The following is a 16,860-nucleotide window of genomic DNA, read 5'->3' on the forward strand; positions in this document are numbered from 1 at the left end:
TCTAAGAAGGCGGTGTTTGAAATGAATATAACGGAAAACCCAACTTGGCTGGATGAAGCTTGGAACAAGGCACTTGAAAAGACAAGATGTAACAGTGGAAAGATCGGTGCAGAATTTCCACACGCGAGTCAAGATGGTAAATACTTGCTTGAAGCGCCGAACTGGTGGACAGCAGGGTTCTGGCCGGGAATGCTCTGGCAGTTTTATTCTGAAAGTGGGGACGAAAGCCTTAAAATGATCGCAGAGCGCTGCGAAGAGAGACTCGACGAGGTACTGGACGGCTACGTTAAGCTGGATCACGATTTAGGCTTCATGTGGATTCTTACCAGTGTGGCAAATTATAAGTTAACGGGTAGCGAAGCGTCGCGAATTCGGGCATTAAAGGCGGCCAACTATCTGGCAGCCCGCTTCAATCTGAAAGGGCATTATATTCGGGCTTGGAATCCATGGAGTGAAGGGGAGGACAACAGCGGAGTTGCTATTATCGACTGCTGCATGAACACCAGCCTGTTGTTTTGGGCTTCCGAGACAACGGGTGATCCCCGCTATCGTCATATCGCAGAGGCGCATATGGATACTGTGCTGGAGCATTTTATCCGACCGGACGGCTCCGTGTACCACATCGTCAAATTCAACCCGGAGACGGGTGAAGTGGTGGAGAAGCTTGGTGGGCAAGGCTTTGCGCCCGAATCGGCTTGGTCACGCGGCACGGCTTGGGCTATTTACGGCCTAGCGCTTGCCTATCATCATATGGGAAAGCGAAGCTACTTGGATGCAGCCAAGCAGGTAGCGCATTTCTTCTTGACCCGACTGCCGGATGATCACGTTCCACATTGGGATTTTCGCGCTCCCGGTGAAGTCGGCGAGATACGTGATAGCTCCGCTGGTTCCTGCGCAGCGAGTGGATTGCTGCTGCTAGCCGACCAGGTGGATGATTCGGAGTCCCATGTGTACCGGAACGGGGCTATAAGAATAGTGGAATCTCTCTACAGGAATTATGGCAGTTGGGACAATGCGGACGAGGAAGGGTTGCTGCTTCATGGTACAAGTAACTACCCTGAGAACCGGAATATAGATGTTCCGCTTATCTACGGTGATTTTTTCTATGTCGAAGCACTGGCTCGGCTTAAAGCAGCAGGACCCTTCTATTGGGAATAGGGGGGATTATGATGAACAATGAGAAATCTTTTTTTCGTATTGGAGATAATCCGCTAAAGACCCGTGAGGATCTGGTGATCGCACTTGAGCAGCTTACGGATCCACTTCGGCCGTTCTACAGCAAAGGTGGCTCACGACTTAAAATTGGCAAAACAGGGGCGAGCTATTCGGCAGCAACTGCTGAAATGGAAGGTTTCTCGCGGGTGTTGTGGGGTTTGGTACCCCTGCTCATTGGTGGTGGAGACAGCGAACTCTGGGACATCGTGCTGGATGGCATTCGGCATGGCACCGATCCTTCTCATGAAGAATATTGGGGAGAGGTGAAGGACTACGATCAGCGTTTGGTCGAAATGGCGGTCTTCGGCTTCGCATTGGCAGCCATTCCTGAACAGATTTGGTTGCCGCTTGCTCCGAATGAGCAGGATCAATTATACCGTTGGCTGAATCAAATAAACGCCCATCCTTGCTATGATTGCAATTGGCTGTTCTTTAATGTTCTAGTCAATATCGGATTCCGCAAAATCGGTCGTCCCTACGACGCAGGACAACTGGAGAGCAATTTAAAGCGCATGGATGATTTCTATTTGGGAGAGGGCTGGTACAGCGACGGGATTAATGGTCACAGCGATTATTACGTACCTTTTGCTATTCATTACTATGCACTGCTGTACGCAAAGCTGATGAAACAGGAAGACCCCGAACGTTCCCGTGTGTTCAAAGAACGGGCTCGATTGTTTGCTGCTGAATTCATCGGCTGGTTCGCACCCGACGGCTCCGCACTTCCTTATGGGCGTAGCTTGACTTACCGCTTTGCCCAGTCGGCATTTTGGAGCGCCTTTGCCTATGCAGACGTTGAAGGATTTTCTGCTGGTGTGGTAAAAGGTGTGGTGCTGCGAAATCTGCGTTGGTGGTTCAGTCAGCCGATTGTTGACGCCGATGGCGTACTGACCATCGGATATACTTACCCGAATCTGGTCATGGCGGAGAATTACAATGCTCCCGGATCTCCGTATTGGGCGTTAAAGACTTTCTTGCCGCTGGCTCTAGGGGCGGATCATCCGTTCTGGAAGGAAGAGGAACTGCCGCTACCGTCCATTCCGGCTGTCATGGTTCAGAAGCCTGCCCATCTTGTCATCGTCCGCGAGCACGCTTCCGGTCATGTAGCGGCCTTCAATAGCGGACATTTATACACGAATGAACATACCCACACCTCGGCCAAATACGAAAAATTCGTGTATTCAACAGGCTTCGGCTTCAGCGTGCCCCGCTCCGAATGGGGGCTCTCCCAAGGAGCGTTCGACGCTATGCTTGCGATGAGCGAGGTCGGAGACAACTTATACCGGGTACGACGCCAGAATATAGAGTCTGAGATGATAGACAACGTCTTTCGTTCCGTCTGGAAACCGTGGGCCAATGTCGAGGTTCAGACTTGGGTTGTCGCCGGACTTCCTTGGCATATTCGGATTCATCGAGTCGAAACTGGACGGTCGCTGGATACCGCAGAGGGTGGATTCGCACTTGGCCAAGAGAATGAAATGCTATCGAAGATCGATGTGGCTGGTGCGATGGCCTCCACTGCTTGGGGAACTAGCGCAATCAAGGATTTGCTAGGTTGTCGGAAGGGTGAGCTGGTCTGGCCGAACGCCAATACGAACCTGCTTCACCCTCGAACGGTGCTGCCGATGCTGACGAGCACCCTTGAGCCGGGAATTCATTGGCTCGCTTCGGCCGTCTATGGTTGTCCTTCAGAGGGGGCTTTGGATATTCAGGCTGATCAAGCTGATGAGGTCCTCAAGCATTCACCTGAGCAAGATTTGAAAGTTAAGTTCAGCGAGGGAACGTTAACCATTGTCACTCATTTTGGGAGAGAAATCGTTCTTAATATATAATGAGTTGGTTGAATATTTCTCACACTAATTGAAAAGTCACAACAATAGCCCTGATGCAGAACTGCTGCACTAGGGCTATTGTTTTTATGTGGATTTTTATGATTTTATCTTTTAATTATTGAGTTTTTTATCAAATGTTTTCTTAGATGGACAATTATGCTATAGTACTCTATCTAGTCATTTACAGAAGTATTGATTTATCAGACGATGAATAAACTGACTTTTGGCAAAACTAGAAATACCGACATCTATAGAAAGATAAGAAAGGCAGGAACTCCTTATGGACAACGGCAGTCTGGTCACGTGGATACTTTCATTTGTTATGATTATAAACATATTGCTCTCTGCTGGTTTTTTATTTTTTGAGAGGAGAGATATTGGTTATACGTGGGCGTGGCTTATGGTTTTTTATTTCATTCCCATTTTGGGTTTTATTATTTATCTCTTTCTTGGTCGTAATTTAGCAAAAAAGAATTTCTTTGGCCTTTCAGCTGAAGAAAGTAAATATCTACAATCAACTGTAGATCATCAATTGGCTACATTAAAGGATCAACGCGAGAATCAGAACGCTTTGTTAACGAAATATGCTGATTTAATTCATATGAACCTTGTTTCATCGAATGCGCTAATGACAACAGATAACGAGATAGCTATTTTTAACGATGGTAAACAAAAGTTTGACTCTTTATTTAATGATATTAGAAATGCCAAAAAAGAGGTCAACATTCAATATTACATCATCCAGCCTGATGATTTAGGGACAAAATTAAGAGATGAATTAACTAAAAAAGCCAAAGAAGGCGTAAAAGTGAGGGTTCTTTATGACGAAATCGGCTCCAAGAGACTTTCTCTTAAGTTCTTTAAAGAACTACTTTCTGCTGGTGGAGAAGTAGAGGTATTCTTTCCATCACTGCTTAGACCGATAAATTTTCGGATGAATAATCGAAATCATAGAAAACTATGTATCATCGATGGGGAAATTGCTTATATTGGTGGATTTAATGTGGGAAATGAATACTTAGGGATAGATAAAAAGTTTGGATATTGGCGGGATACACATTTTAGAATGAAGGGTGGTTCCGTTAATCAAATTCAAGGCAGGTTTCTTCTGGATTGGAAACATGCCCGGAAACACGAGCAGGTAAGCTTGGATCAATTTTCCTTTACTACTGGAAGTCATGCCGGATCAAGTCCCGCTCAAATTGTGTCTAGTGGTCCTAACTCGCTAGTTGAGCATCTGAAAAACATGTATATTAAGCTGATCTTGAACGCCAAACGGAGTGTGTATATTCAGACGCCATACTTCATTCCAGATAGTAGTTTTATGGATGCATGTAAAATTGCACTCCTATCCGGTGTGGATGTACGGATTATGATTCCAAATAAGCCTGACCACCCTTTTGTTTACTGGGCAACTTGGGCGTATGCAGGTGAATTATTGAATTATGGAGCGAAAATTCTGTTATATGAAAATGGTTTCTTGCATGCCAAGACGATTGTGGTAGATGAAGAAGTAGCGTCCGTAGGGACAATGAATATTGATTCCCGGAGCTTTAGACTCAATTTCGAAGTTAATGCAATTGTTTATGATGAGCAAGTTGCTAAACAGCTTCAAGAATTGTTTCAGGAAGATAGCCAGTTAAGTACAGAGCTTACCCCTGAGCGTTATAAAGAAAGGTCCCTTATAATCAAATTTAAAGAGGGGATTTCTCGTCTTTTTTCGTCTATCCTCTGAATACACAGACCCTATACTCCGTACAAAAGGCGAGCTGTGGACTTGTAAATGCACAGTTCGCCGCGGTACATAGATTCTACTATGCTTCACACCATCCCTTGTTTTGATTTCATGCACTTAAGATTGTATGTGCGACCGTATACTTTTGCATATCTGACAATTCGGTCAATCATACGGGTGTCTTTCAGCTTAGTAAACGGGCACGGATCAGGAGCGGTATTCACTTCCAAGATCCATGGCTTGAGACGTTGATCTAAGGCAATATCTACACCGATTTCCTGAAGGCCGGGATAGACAGTGCTAAGCTGCCTTGCGGACTTCACTCCAATTTGCTTCAGGGATCGGATCAATATTTTACAATTTTCTGCGCTTGTGTAGCCTTTCAATAATTCCTCAATCGGATAAATCGTTCCTCCTTGACTCCCGTTTGTAACCACTTTACGAGGATGCGCCAAGCGTCCTGCAACCCCTGTTGCTTCCCACCCACCCTTAGAATTTCGCTGCACCATTACCCGAATATCGAAGGGGCGGCCATCGTAAACCAACAGCCTAATCCCCTTTTGTACTAAATAGGATTTTCCTTGGGTCTCTCGTAAGATTGCTCGATATGCCGTGTCGTAATCAGAAAATTTGTGTACGTGGGTACCGGATTGATAGCTGTATTGTGCGCGTGCAAGTTCAACCCGTATCACGCCCTGTCCTAAAGATCCGCAGCAAGGCTTAATGTACACCATTTTATATTTTTGTAGCATCTCATATAGTGTGTTCTTATTCATTTTTCTCGTAAGCGGGATATGTTTATTTAACTCTTGGTTTCTAACCAGCACCCTTGTCTTCGTCAGCTTATTAGATACACGACTTATCTGCTTCATCATTTTGTCCCTCCGTCTCAATATATCCATAGGCTATATTACGAAAATGCCTCAGCTTTTGATTGGGCAACCACCGAATCGTAGAACACACTGAAAGAATTCTACATATGATTATTGTAGGTGTTTATCAATGGGCTGCAGCTTGCGGTCAACAGGAGGCGGCCATCATGCTGCTCGACAAAGACAAATTGCAGGATAAGTTACTTGAAGTAATTGAGGCATTTCCCTGGTATAAGGGGCTGATCGGCGGCGAAAGAGCGAATTATAGCTTAGAGACGCTTCCGCTTATGACGTCGACAACGTTAGATACCTATTATTATAATCAACCTTTTGATCCTTCTTTGACCGTATATAGGACGTCGGGTACAAGCACTGGCCGTCGAAAAGCCATACTTTACTCTAAGGAAGACGATAAGCACTATATAAATATTAAAACGAAGCTGTACGGTGATCTTATTGCGGGAAGCGGATGTGTTAGCGCTTTGGCGGATATGGGTACTGGGCATGCGGCGAACACTGCGCTGTCCATTTTTGAGCGGTTAGGATTGGAACATCATTCAATTCCCTTCGAATTACCGATCGAGCAGCATATTGAACAGCTTCAAACCTTCAAGCCTGACTTACTCTACACAATGCCTTCCATCCTTGATCATATCGTACATGCTACTAGTGATCCGCGTGTTTTTGGAATCCGCAAGATTATTTTGGTTGGGGAAATCGCCTCATTAGGGTGGCAGCGGAATATGGCTCGTCTGTTCGGTCTTGAACCGCGCGACATCATTGATACGTATGGCTCTATTGAAATAGGCACGATTGCTTATTATTCACATGATCTTGGCAGGTATATTTTTGCTGATGGGATTTTTGCGGAAGGGGTCGGGGCGCAGGAGATTGGCGAAGAACTAAGTCCGCTTAGTAATGATGAAAGTGTTCTTGTTCTTACCTCCATGGTTCGCAAAATGCTGCCAGCTATTCGTTTCGTTACCTATGATGTTGTAAGGGACTTTAGGTCTGTGATGATAGATGGTGTGGAGAAGCAGAGCTTTAGTTCCATCGTCAAACGGGTGGGTCGGGAGCTGAAGCACGGGGAGAAAATAAGCCTGTACGATATCGAACAGGTCGTATACCGACATATTGAAGATGCGATCATTCGGGTCAAAGTGAGGAAGAACGCGCTGACCGTTTATATCAAAAGTAAATCTGCGGATAACACCATTGTCCCAAAGATCAAAGAGGAAATTAGGGAATGCATTCCGGAAATCGGCATGATGATTCGAAACCATCTGCTGGATGATATTGAGGTCATTACAGTAGGCAAAGACGAGTCAATGGACAGCGGAAAGGTTAAGAACAAAAAGCTATATTACCAGAAAGATAAAGATCGCGCAGAGATGGACTTCACTGACGGTATTTTGTCGACTATCGGAAATACACCCTTAATCAAGCTGAAGAGCTTGTTCTATAAAAGTGAGTTTGACGTCTATGCAAAAATGGAGCTGATGAACCCGGGGGGGAGCGCCAAAGATCGTCCCGCCCTGCGGATGATCCAAGAGGCATGGAAGGAAGGAACAATAGGCCCGGGAACCACCATCATTGAATCGAGTTCTGGTAATATGGCGATCAGCTTGGCCATGATTTGTAAGTATTTGGGGATGCGTTTTATCAGCGTTATTGATCCTAGAACCACGGAAACGAATCTGCAAATTCTGAAGGCGTTGGATGCCAAAATCGACTATGTCGCCAATCCCGATCCCGTAACAGGGGAGTTTCTTCCTGCTAGACTGAAACGTGTGCAGCAGTTGTTGGCGGAGATACCGGGCAGCTACTGGCCGAATCAGTATGCGAACGCAAATAATTATTTAGCCCACTACCATACGACAATGAAAGAAATCGTGACTGATCTTGAACGAGTGGATTATTTATTTTGCAGCGTTAGTACATGCGGAACCATACGGGGTCTTGCGGAATACGCAAGAGATCACGGACTTCGGACCAAGATCGTGGCTGTCGATGCAGAGGGAAGCGCGATTTTTGGCGGAAATAAGAGTACGCGGCGCTTCCCGGGACTGGGTGCCGGCATCGTGCCACCTTTCTGCAGAACAGATATAATCGACCATATCGTGCATGTCTCGGATTCAGATATAGTAAAAGGTTGCCGGATGTTGGCGCAGAACGAATCCATCCTGGCTGGCGCATCCTCCGGGGGAGTCATTGCCGCCGTGAAGCAGATGGAGCCAGAATTGACTCCGGGAGCTGTCTGCGCAGTCATACTGCATGATAAGGGAGAGCGTTACCTCGATACCGTATATTCTGACTCATGGCTTCAGAACCAATTCGGTCAGGAGCTGTTGGCTGAATGTGATGATCTCACTGAGATGTAAGAAACGATATGTTTCATAAGGAGGTGACGGTATGCTGTACTTAAATGATCGAGATATACGGGCAGTAGGTGTTGATTGGCCTATTCTTGTGGAATCGGTAGAGACTGCTGTGGGTATCATCGATTCAGGTGATTATGTGCAGCCGATAAAGCCTTACCTAAGGTATAAGAGTCCACAAAACCGGATTATTGCAATGCCCGCTTACGTAGGGGGAGAGGTGAACGCGGCAGGGATAAAGTGGATTTCTAGCTTCCCAGATAATATTGAGGCTGATCTTCCTCGCGCGCATAGCATCATTGTATTGAATGAACCAAGTACAGGCCGGCCTTCAGCCGTCTTGAACTCTCCGCTTCCCAGTATTATTAGGACGGCTTCCATCAGCGGACTGATGATTCGTTACTTTTTGCTGGCGCGTTCAGTGGAGCGGATTCATCTAGGCATTATCGGCTGGGGACCGATTGGGCAGTATCATTGTCAAATGGTTACGGCTTTGTACGGGGATCGAGTCGAACGTGTCCGGATTTTCGATATCAAGGGAGTAGACTTATCAGGAGTCTCATCTCTCTATAGAGATAGGATGGAAGTGGCTGAGACGTGGGCGGACGTTTATCAGCATTCGAATATCTTTATTACTTGTACTGTATCCGAACATCGGTATATTGATCTGTATCCTGAAAAAGGTAGTCTTCTGTTGAATGTTTCACTGCGTGATTATAAGCCGGAGGCGTTAGCTTCGTTAAAAGCCATTATCGTCGACGATTGGGATGAAGTGTGCCGTGAGAATACGGATATTGAGCAGCTTCATTTGGAGCAGGGGCTCACTCGTGCTGACACCCAGATGATTACCGATGTCGTCTTGCGCCACAGCCTAGCTGAATTCGGCGAAGATGAACCGATCTTCTTTTGCCCGATGGGGATGGCCGTCTTTGATATCGCTACAGCGGTGTATTACGTGAACAAGGCGAGAGAAAAGGGGATAGGGACCGAGCTGGAGTAAGGAGAGAAAGAATGAGAGCAATTCTGTCCATGTGATTGGTTGATTAAGTCGGCATTGTTTATTTGGCGGTATATTAGTGGGAAATGGACAAAATTCCAAACGATACAATAAAGACAGCCCCGATGAAGAATACATCGGGGCTGTCTTGCAACTGGTGCAACTGATTAAAGGGTATAACCGAAGCCTAGTATAGTAAAACACTTATCCTGATCTTCGGGTACCATTTTGATTTCTATCTGATGCTCACTGCTAGCTTCGTTTTGATATAGAATTACCGGATTGCAATGTGTCCAGTTGTTCACGTGAGGATCAACAGTAACTGCAAGGCTGCCGTCTACGAAGATATCCGCCTTGCCGAATTCGCTGCTGCCGGAATCCTTGTATACGAGGATGAGATTTTTACTCGTTATTGTCAGCTTGAAGCTTTCTTCTCCAGACGCTCTTGAATGCATCCAATTATGAGGGAATTCCGGAGTACCGTGAGAGTCAGCATCCATTTCTACCCGCTGCAAATCGGTATCGATCCCCGAAAATCCACCTACTTCGATCTTACCTGCGTCAATATAGTTTTTTCGATCCAGCAGGAGGGTTCCTGCAAAATCATTCCCGATAACCGGTCGTTGATCCAATAAGATCTCATCTTCATTCATTAGTGATTTATGGGTTTCGGTGAATAAATAAGCGAGACAATCAGCCATTACCCGGTGACCCTCATTTGTCGGATGATAGATATCATAGAAAAATTGCCGTTTCGAGATGATGTTGCCTTCAGCTTTACTCAGGCGGAACTGCTCGGATACGGCATCCTTTACACTAACCATAGGAAGATTATAATGGCGGCCAATGGGGGAGAGCCGATCCTGCAGGTTCCAGTCATTCATAAACACACTGAACAGAAGGATTACGGCTGGCTGATGATCGGCGGAAAGTATTTTTAAGCATAAGCTTTCAAAACAATTGCCTTTCGTTTCATCCCCTTCGTCGTTTACCGCAAATTCCACTACCACGATATCTGGTGTTACGAAACCGTCTCTAAGAATATCTCTTTCATAACGGATGACGCCAAGCTCGGAGGGTGTTCCGCCTACCCCAGCCTTCACAAAGTGGATGTTCTCGCCACCCTTTGTGCCGAATAAGTCTTTAAATCTTAAATACGACTGATAGGCATAACATTCCGTGTGTATCGGCTTAGCACCGGCTCCTTGAGTAATGGAACCTCCAATATAAGCGATCGTGACTTCCTCGCCCTTTATAGCCTTATTTATGGCAGCTTTTAATCTTTTATTATTGCCAGCGTGCAGCAAGGATTGTGTAATGATCTTTTGGTACTCATTCGATTCAAAAGCAACTGGTGGTTCAATGATTAGCTCTGGAACAGAATAACCGTCATGCAAATAAAAAATAACACTCGCAATCGCCATTTCGCCTGCGTGATTAAATTCAAAAGCAAATTTTCCGAGCACATTATCTTCTTCAGAACCCGGACAATCTGCTAACCTCAAAATAACCTCTGAACCATCGGCGGGGCAGGGTACACGTAAATAACTGCCGGTTTCATATTTACTAGTTTTGCCCCAGTGCTGCAATAAAAAAGTGACTGGATCTTCCTGCGCGTTAGTCCTTCTCACGGATACTCCGATACTATGGACCAATTTGCTAAATCCAGTGCTGCTCCCCAGAAGCTCCAGAATTGCCTCGTCTGTAACACCGCCTATAAATTTGGCCTTATCGATCAGATAGTTACCTTCCAGATAAACTTCCTGTGACGGTTTGCCTTCGGCTCTCGCTGTTGCTTCAATTGCTGTTTCATACAGCACAAAAAAGCCGTTTCTACGATCAGCCGGGTCCTTTGGAGCCTTCGGACCTTCAATCTGTTCGCCTGCAATGATTTCGTTATTCTTTTCCATATGGATCATCCTCGCTTTATAAGGTTCTCTTGTTATGGATGCGCTTGCAAAAGAAATGATTCTGCTACAAGGGAATACCTGTTAACAGTAACACCAAATATCTAGATTGTTCAACCAATAAACAAAGTTTCATTTAATAATTACAAAAACTTGCTAGTTTACACATGGAAGTTGAAATCGCTTACTTATATAATGTGCCTAGCCATACGAAAATAGGATACTTAAGGGGAGAATAATCATGCCTACGCAGGAATTAAACCTTGTGAAGCAGGGCAAAGCTGCTAAGATTTACGTGGATCCCAAAGGGAAGGATTATGCCGGTTTGCGCCGCGTGGCTCAGTCTTTTGCAGCAGATGTTAAACAGGTAACAGAGGTTGAACCTGAAATTCATACACAATTGAAGACATTAGATGGAACCGTTGTAATCGCTGGATCGATCGGCAGTAATGAGCTTATTGATCGTTTAATTGCAGAGGGGACAGTGGATGTGTCTGCCATCCAAGGGAAAAGGGAATGTTATAGGATTCAGGTAGTTGAAGAACCGACAGCAGGAGTGGACAAGGCGCTCGTCATTGTGGGAAGCGATAAACGCGGGACGATGTACGGGATTTATTCTATCTCTGAAAAAATTGGCGTTAGTCCGTGGAAATATTGGGCAGATGTTATACCAGAGAAAAAAGCAGATTTGATCTTACCTGATAGCCAGCTACATATGATTTCCAAAGAACCTTCGGTTAAATACAGAGGGATTTTTTTGAATGACGACTGGCCGTCCTTGGGCTCTTGGGTAACTCAAAGATTTGGTGATTTTAATGAAGATTTCTATGACAAGGTGTTTGAACTAATTCTTCGATTAAAGGGGAATTATTTATGGCCAGCGATGTGGAGTGCCGAATTCAGCCTTAACGGTAAAAGCAATCCAATCGCCAACGCCCAGCACGCACAGGAATACGGCATTATAATGGGAACCTCCCATCATGAACCTTTATTTCGGGCAGGCAGTGAATGGCAGAAGGTATACAACCAATATGGAACAAGTAACTTATGGGATTTTGCCCGAAACAAACAGGCTATTACGGATTTCTGGGAAGATGGAATCAAACGGAATCAGGATTTTGACAATTTAATTACATTAGGGATGCGGGGAGAAAGTGATTCTGCGCTGGAGGGCTCCGACCAGGAGAATATTGACCTACTGAAGGACATCATCCTTACGCAAAAAGAATTATTAAAGAAATATAATCTTGAGCACTCGCCCCAAATTCTAGCCGTATACAAGGAAGTGGAGAAGTATTGGTATGGCACTGCTGAGGTTGAAGGCTTGAAGGACTGGGAAGTCCTGAATGAGGTTACGATCCTGCTGGCAGATGATAACTTTGGCAATCTCCGCAAAATCCCAACGGAACACGAACGCGATCGAAGTGCAGGATGGGGGATGTATTATCATTTTGACTATCATGGGGGTCCACATTCCTATGAATGGTTAAACACGATTCCGCTGGAGAAGGTTTGGGAGCAAATTTGTATGGCATTCGACTATGGCATCCGTGATGTATGGATTGTGAACGTCGGGGATTTGAAGCCTATGGAATTGCCTATTTCCTACTTTATGGAATTGGCCTATGACTTTGAAGCTTGGGGTACTGGAGCGATTAACCGGACTGTGGAATATACCAATCGTTGGGTAGAGCAGCAGTTCGGATATGCACTGGAACATGAGACATGCCTGGGCATCGCGCAATTGCTGAGTGAGTATACCCGAATGAACGGCCGCCGCAAGCCAGAGATTATTTATCCGTCAACCTTCAGTCCAATCCATTACAATGAGGCACAGAGAGTGCTGAAGCAGGCGATTAGGATGGAGAATGCCGCTGACCAATACTATGCTCTTATTCCTGAATCATTAAAAGATGCGTACTACCAGCTTGTATATTTCCCTGCTGCTGCATCAGCCAATGTGCTCAAAATGCAAATATATGCTGGACTTAACGAGCTATATGCTGGACGAGGCAGTGTATTGGCCAATACCTACGCTACCCTGACTCATGAAGCCATCGATAGGGATAAACACCTGGAGCAGGTTTATAATAGCGGAATTACAGAAGGAAAATGGCAAGGAATGATGAGTTCCCCTCATGTCGGGTATGTTCACTGGAATGCAGAGGGGTGGAAATATCCAGAGGTGAGCACTTTGATTCCTGACAAAGGTTCTATAATGATTATTGATGTGGAAGGTACGGAGGAAGCGTATATTTCGGGTACGGCAAAGCTTCCTGTATTTACAAATCTGCAAAAAGAAAACTATTGCATTACTATCAGCAACGGTGGAGAAGCGGGCTTTGAATATCAGACAAGTAGCAGTGCAGCTTGGATCAAGCTTGAGAAAACATCGGGGTGGATCAAGGCTGGGGAGACCTTACAGGTTTCTGTAGATTGGGAAAAGGTTCACGAGATATCGACGGGTGAAATTACACTCTCTGGTGCCGGGGGCATCGTTAAGGTGAATGTAGCTGTGGACTGGACTGACATTCAGGATGTGCCAGCGATGACCTTTATCGAGACGCATAATAGAGTGTCCATTGAAGCGGAGCATACCTCAAGTCGTGTTGCACAATCAGGGGTGGAATGGAAGACCATTGCTAACTATGGGCGTTATTTATCCTCGGTTAAAATGTTTCCGGATACGGTATCTTTTGAACAGCCGGAGAATGCGCCTTATCTGGAATATCAGGTTTTAGTACAGCAGAATGCAGATTACAGCTTAACCGCGTATATTGCTCCGACAAACAACCTGTCACAGTTCAGTGGATTAAAATATGCGGTAGGCTTCGATGCACAGACGCCAGTGATTACTGATGCTTTACCTACGGATTTTGCGGGCGGCAATCATGATAATGAACCGTGGTGCCGCGCGGTTATGGATAATATTCATACCGTGACCACAAGTCATGCGTTAACAAAGGGGATTCATACCCTCCGCTTTTACGGATTGGATGCAGGCCTGGTCCTGCAAAAGCTTGTGTTGTCCGCTGCGGAGCTGCCTTATTCCTATTTGGGTCCGGAGGAGAGCTTTCATACTAGGGGGACGTACTAATTCATAGTTAGATCTAATTGAAGGGTTGAATCTTCGAATGGTTCAGGGTCCTCCGTTATTTCAAGGCAGATGACGGAGGATAACCCTTGATATTTTTGAAAACATTACTGAAGTAGGCGACATCTTGATAACCACAGTGCGCTGCTACTTCGGACACATTGAAGCCACCTGCGGACAGAATCATCTCGGCATTGCTCACCCGTACTTTGTTTATAAATTCTTTATAGGTGAAACCAGTGTTTTGCTTGAACAGCTTGCCAAGATATACAGGATTTAAGGCAACAAAATCAGCTAGTTCCTTGATCGTAACTTCCTCCGAATAATGATCCATAATATAGGTCATTACTTTTTGGATTCTCAGATCGATCAGAGGTGTCTCTTGATGGTGGGTTATGCTTAACAGGCGATACACAATCAGTTGAAAAATGGCTCTGGCCTTCATTTTATAAAAGGGCTGTTTGCCCATCCATACATGCGAGAAATCTTTGATGTCCGCTAGGATCTCTTTAGTTCTCCAGTTTTTGGTTACGGTCTCAAAAGGGAGCTGCACATGATTGTCCTCCCCCTCCCAGAAGAAATTAAACGCAAAAGAACGCATGGGTGCCTCCTTAAAAGTCTGCGCTTCCCGAATACTTCCGGAAGGTGCATAGAGCATATCACCAGCTTCAACCGTAAATTTTTCCCCATTAATAAAATAGTTCGATTTCCCTTCCACAATGAAGGTAAGGTCATGGAAATCAATTTTGCTCCTCGTTATCTCCCAATCCGGGAAGGATCTGCGGTCGACGAACAAAAAAACATTCGGAACTAGATTCTCATATTTGCCAATGTCCATTTCAGCCATTGCTCCTTCCATATAACTAGAGCCGCAGTAATACCGATTGGTATATTATACCGAAATGAAACCTATTACGAAAAGACTCTTTTAATCATCGGGAATGCCGTACGCCATGCATAATGAAATCCTTGAATTGTCGGTCCGTTGCCCGGTCTTCCTCCGTAACCACACCGCCCCGCTGATGCGTAATAATAACGGCTTTTTGTAAATACATGAAATACAGGTGGGTGGACTTCTGCAGAATGTTCAACCACTTATTTTTTTCCTCCGGAGCCACTGCTATTGTGTCAAGCAGTATAAGTCGTGAATACCAGCCTTCCATAGCCTTCTTAAAGTCAGGCAGTTCTGCAGGATTCTTAGAAAGCGTGCTGTAGTAAACTCCAAAAATAGCATCATAGTAGATCAGTGATTCCTGATGATCTCTTAGCGCCAAATATTTATCCAGAATGTTCTCCAGTGATTGTACCGGCTGTTCAAAATCAAAATCAAACAGCAGCTGTCCAAACATCCGCTCCAGGTTAAGGACATAGATTTGAGCGGCTAATTCTTCTTTGTCCTTATAATGATGATACAAAGTGCGCCGAGAGACCCCGGCTTGTTCTGCAATTTGAGCCATATCCGTGCGCTCAATACCTTGAGCACAGAACAAGCTGAGCGCTGTATCCTTAATGATCTCCCTCGTCATTTGCATCTGTTTTTCACGCAAATTCATTAATTTTCTCTCCTGCCTTGTGCGAGTATTTCGCTAATTCTGTGCTATTTCTGAGCTGGCTTCGACGTCATGAGGAACTTGCTGCCCACTGAATAGGGTTTCTGATGGTTGACCGCATCACCTAGCCATTTCAGAAGCTTCACACCATCTTGTTCAGCCTGAAAGAAGGTCTCTCTGGTTGCAAAAGTGTGCGGGGTTGTACCCGTCTTAGCATTTAGCCCATAGTCGGTCAGATAGTAATAATAATTAGGTAAAGTGGCAGCTAAAGAAGATACAGATTGCCGCATTTCCTGTGACCATTCATTAATAATGCGTTGATCTCTTGGCCCCTTGTAATCGTTGATGTTGTTCTGAAAGTGGATCAGAATCTCGTCAAATACCGAGTAGGATTGCAATATTACCGCATTCGCAGGCAGTAGATGACCGTTCGCTTTAAATGCTGCCCCGATGATATCCGCTTCGGGGGTATATCCAAAGTTCTTAACGAAGTCTGCCTGCCATTCCTTATTCACAACATTTGGCCACTTGTCTGATTTCAGGAAGGAACTGTCTGAATATTGGAAGAGCTCGGAGTCTTTGTAATGAGAGGCAATCTCCGGAGCCCAGAAGGCGGACCCGAATCCACCAGCGCTTTCGCCGGCAATCAGTAGTTTGTCGGGTTTATCTACGTTGGTATATATCCAATCAAGGCTGCTTCGCACATTATTGCTGCCGTTATAACGCATAGTAAAGGTGCTGCCGTCTTCTTTTTTATATTCAACTGTGCGGTTGCCGATATGGAAATCACCGGTCGAATAGGGAAGGTAGACCACATTCCATCCATGAAAAGGATTGGCAGGGTTATCCGTATCCATCATGCCTCTCAGCAATGTCAGCATATAGAAGGGGATGTTCGGGAAATAGTTGCCCGTATCTCCACCTTTAATGAAGTTCATTAGCTTGATGGGGTGCGCGGCGCTTTGGGCATCCCAACTGGCCCCTCCCCCGGAAAAGAAGATGATCCAGTTATTAGTCTCCCCCTTTTTATTCCAGATAAAATACTCTGATCCATCACTTGAAATGACATTTCCGTCCAGCTTGACCTTATTCCACTGGTAAGGCTTCACTTCCGTGATTACGGGGGTGGTGGTCACCGGTCTCTTGATCACAAAAGCGCTAATCGCAAGAATAGCAATCAAAGCAAGGCTCAATAATCCAATGCTTGTGAATATCGTAATTTTCCCCATTCTTCTCATATACATCTCTCCCTTAATTGGAGTATACGCTACGTTAACTCA

11 protein-coding genes are annotated in these 16,860 nt (G+C 45.2%); 6 read left to right on the top strand and 5 right to left on the bottom strand.

Annotation, left to right across the window (positions count from 1 at the left end):
* The first annotated feature begins 21 nt into the window (after positions 1 to 21).
* The 3 genes from NYE25_RS00890 to cls all read left to right on the top strand — a co-directional run bounded on the left by NYE25_RS00890 (position 22) and on the right by cls (position 4,782).
* Complete coding sequence (locus NYE25_RS00890; protein WP_341144865.1) at positions 22 to 1,158, top strand: glycoside hydrolase family 88 protein; 1,137 nt, start codon at positions 22 to 24, stop codon at positions 1,156 to 1,158.
* Between the two features lie 8 nt (positions 1,159 to 1,166).
* On the top strand, positions 1,167 to 3,047 hold the full coding sequence (locus NYE25_RS00895) for a DUF2264 domain-containing protein (RefSeq protein ID WP_341144866.1): 1,881 nt from the start codon (positions 1,167 to 1,169) through the stop codon (positions 3,045 to 3,047).
* 280 nt (positions 3,048 to 3,327) lie between these two features.
* Positions 3,328 to 4,782 carry a cardiolipin synthase gene (cls, locus tag NYE25_RS00900; protein ID WP_341144867.1) on the top strand — a complete coding sequence of 485 codons (1,455 nt, stop codon included), beginning with the start codon at positions 3,328 to 3,330 and terminating at the stop codon, positions 4,780 to 4,782.
* An 86-nt stretch (positions 4,783 to 4,868) separates the two neighbouring features.
* On the opposite strand, the gene NYE25_RS00905 is transcribed toward cls, so the two are convergent.
* The gene (locus NYE25_RS00905) at positions 4,869 to 5,657 is read right to left on the bottom strand and encodes a YheC/YheD family protein (protein ID WP_341144868.1); all 789 of its coding nucleotides are present in this window, start codon (positions 5,655 to 5,657) and stop codon (positions 4,869 to 4,871) included.
* A 104-nt stretch (positions 5,658 to 5,761) separates the two neighbouring features.
* Between NYE25_RS00905 and sbnA the strand changes: the two genes are divergently transcribed.
* The gene (gene sbnA, locus NYE25_RS00910) at positions 5,762 to 8,035 is read left to right on the top strand and encodes a 2,3-diaminopropionate biosynthesis protein SbnA (RefSeq protein WP_341144869.1); all 2,274 of its coding nucleotides are present in this window, start codon (positions 5,762 to 5,764) and stop codon (positions 8,033 to 8,035) included.
* Positions 8,036 to 8,066: 31 nt separating this feature from the next.
* Positions 8,067 to 9,032, top strand: coding sequence for a 2,3-diaminopropionate biosynthesis protein SbnB (locus tag NYE25_RS00915; RefSeq protein WP_341144870.1), 966 nt, complete (start codon positions 8,067 to 8,069; stop codon positions 9,030 to 9,032).
* Between the two features lie 164 nt (positions 9,033 to 9,196).
* On the opposite strand, the gene NYE25_RS00920 is transcribed toward NYE25_RS00915, so the two are convergent.
* On the bottom strand, positions 9,197 to 10,939 hold the full coding sequence (locus NYE25_RS00920; RefSeq protein WP_341144871.1) for an SGNH/GDSL hydrolase family protein: 1,743 nt from the start codon (positions 10,937 to 10,939) through the stop codon (positions 9,197 to 9,199).
* A 238-nt stretch (positions 10,940 to 11,177) separates the two neighbouring features.
* Here NYE25_RS00920 and NYE25_RS00925 point away from each other — a divergent pair, with 238 nt between their 5' ends.
* Positions 11,178 to 14,033 carry a glycosyl hydrolase 115 family protein gene (locus NYE25_RS00925; protein ID WP_341144872.1) on the top strand — a complete coding sequence of 952 codons (2,856 nt, stop codon included), beginning with the start codon at positions 11,178 to 11,180 and terminating at the stop codon, positions 14,031 to 14,033.
* A 55-nt stretch (positions 14,034 to 14,088) separates the two neighbouring features.
* Here NYE25_RS00925 and NYE25_RS00930 read toward each other — a convergent pair whose 3' ends face one another.
* From NYE25_RS00930 to NYE25_RS00940, 3 genes are all read right to left on the bottom strand, one after another.
* Complete coding sequence (locus NYE25_RS00930; RefSeq protein WP_341144873.1) at positions 14,089 to 14,868, bottom strand: helix-turn-helix domain-containing protein; 780 nt, start codon at positions 14,866 to 14,868, stop codon at positions 14,089 to 14,091.
* Between the two features lie 94 nt (positions 14,869 to 14,962).
* Positions 14,963 to 15,583: a TetR/AcrR family transcriptional regulator gene (locus NYE25_RS00935; RefSeq protein ID WP_052404243.1), complete on the bottom strand. Its 621-nt coding sequence runs from the start codon at positions 15,581 to 15,583 to the stop codon at positions 14,963 to 14,965.
* Positions 15,584 to 15,627: 44 nt separating this feature from the next.
* On the bottom strand, positions 15,628 to 16,818 hold the full coding sequence (locus NYE25_RS00940) for a pectin acetylesterase-family hydrolase (protein WP_341144874.1): 1,191 nt from the start codon (positions 16,816 to 16,818) through the stop codon (positions 15,628 to 15,630).
* Positions 16,819 to 16,860 lie beyond the last annotated feature (42 nt).

It is taken from the genome of Paenibacillus sp. FSL E2-8871 (genome assembly GCF_038000345.1).
Classification (GTDB): domain Bacteria; phylum Bacillota; class Bacilli; order Paenibacillales; family Paenibacillaceae; genus Paenibacillus_AQ.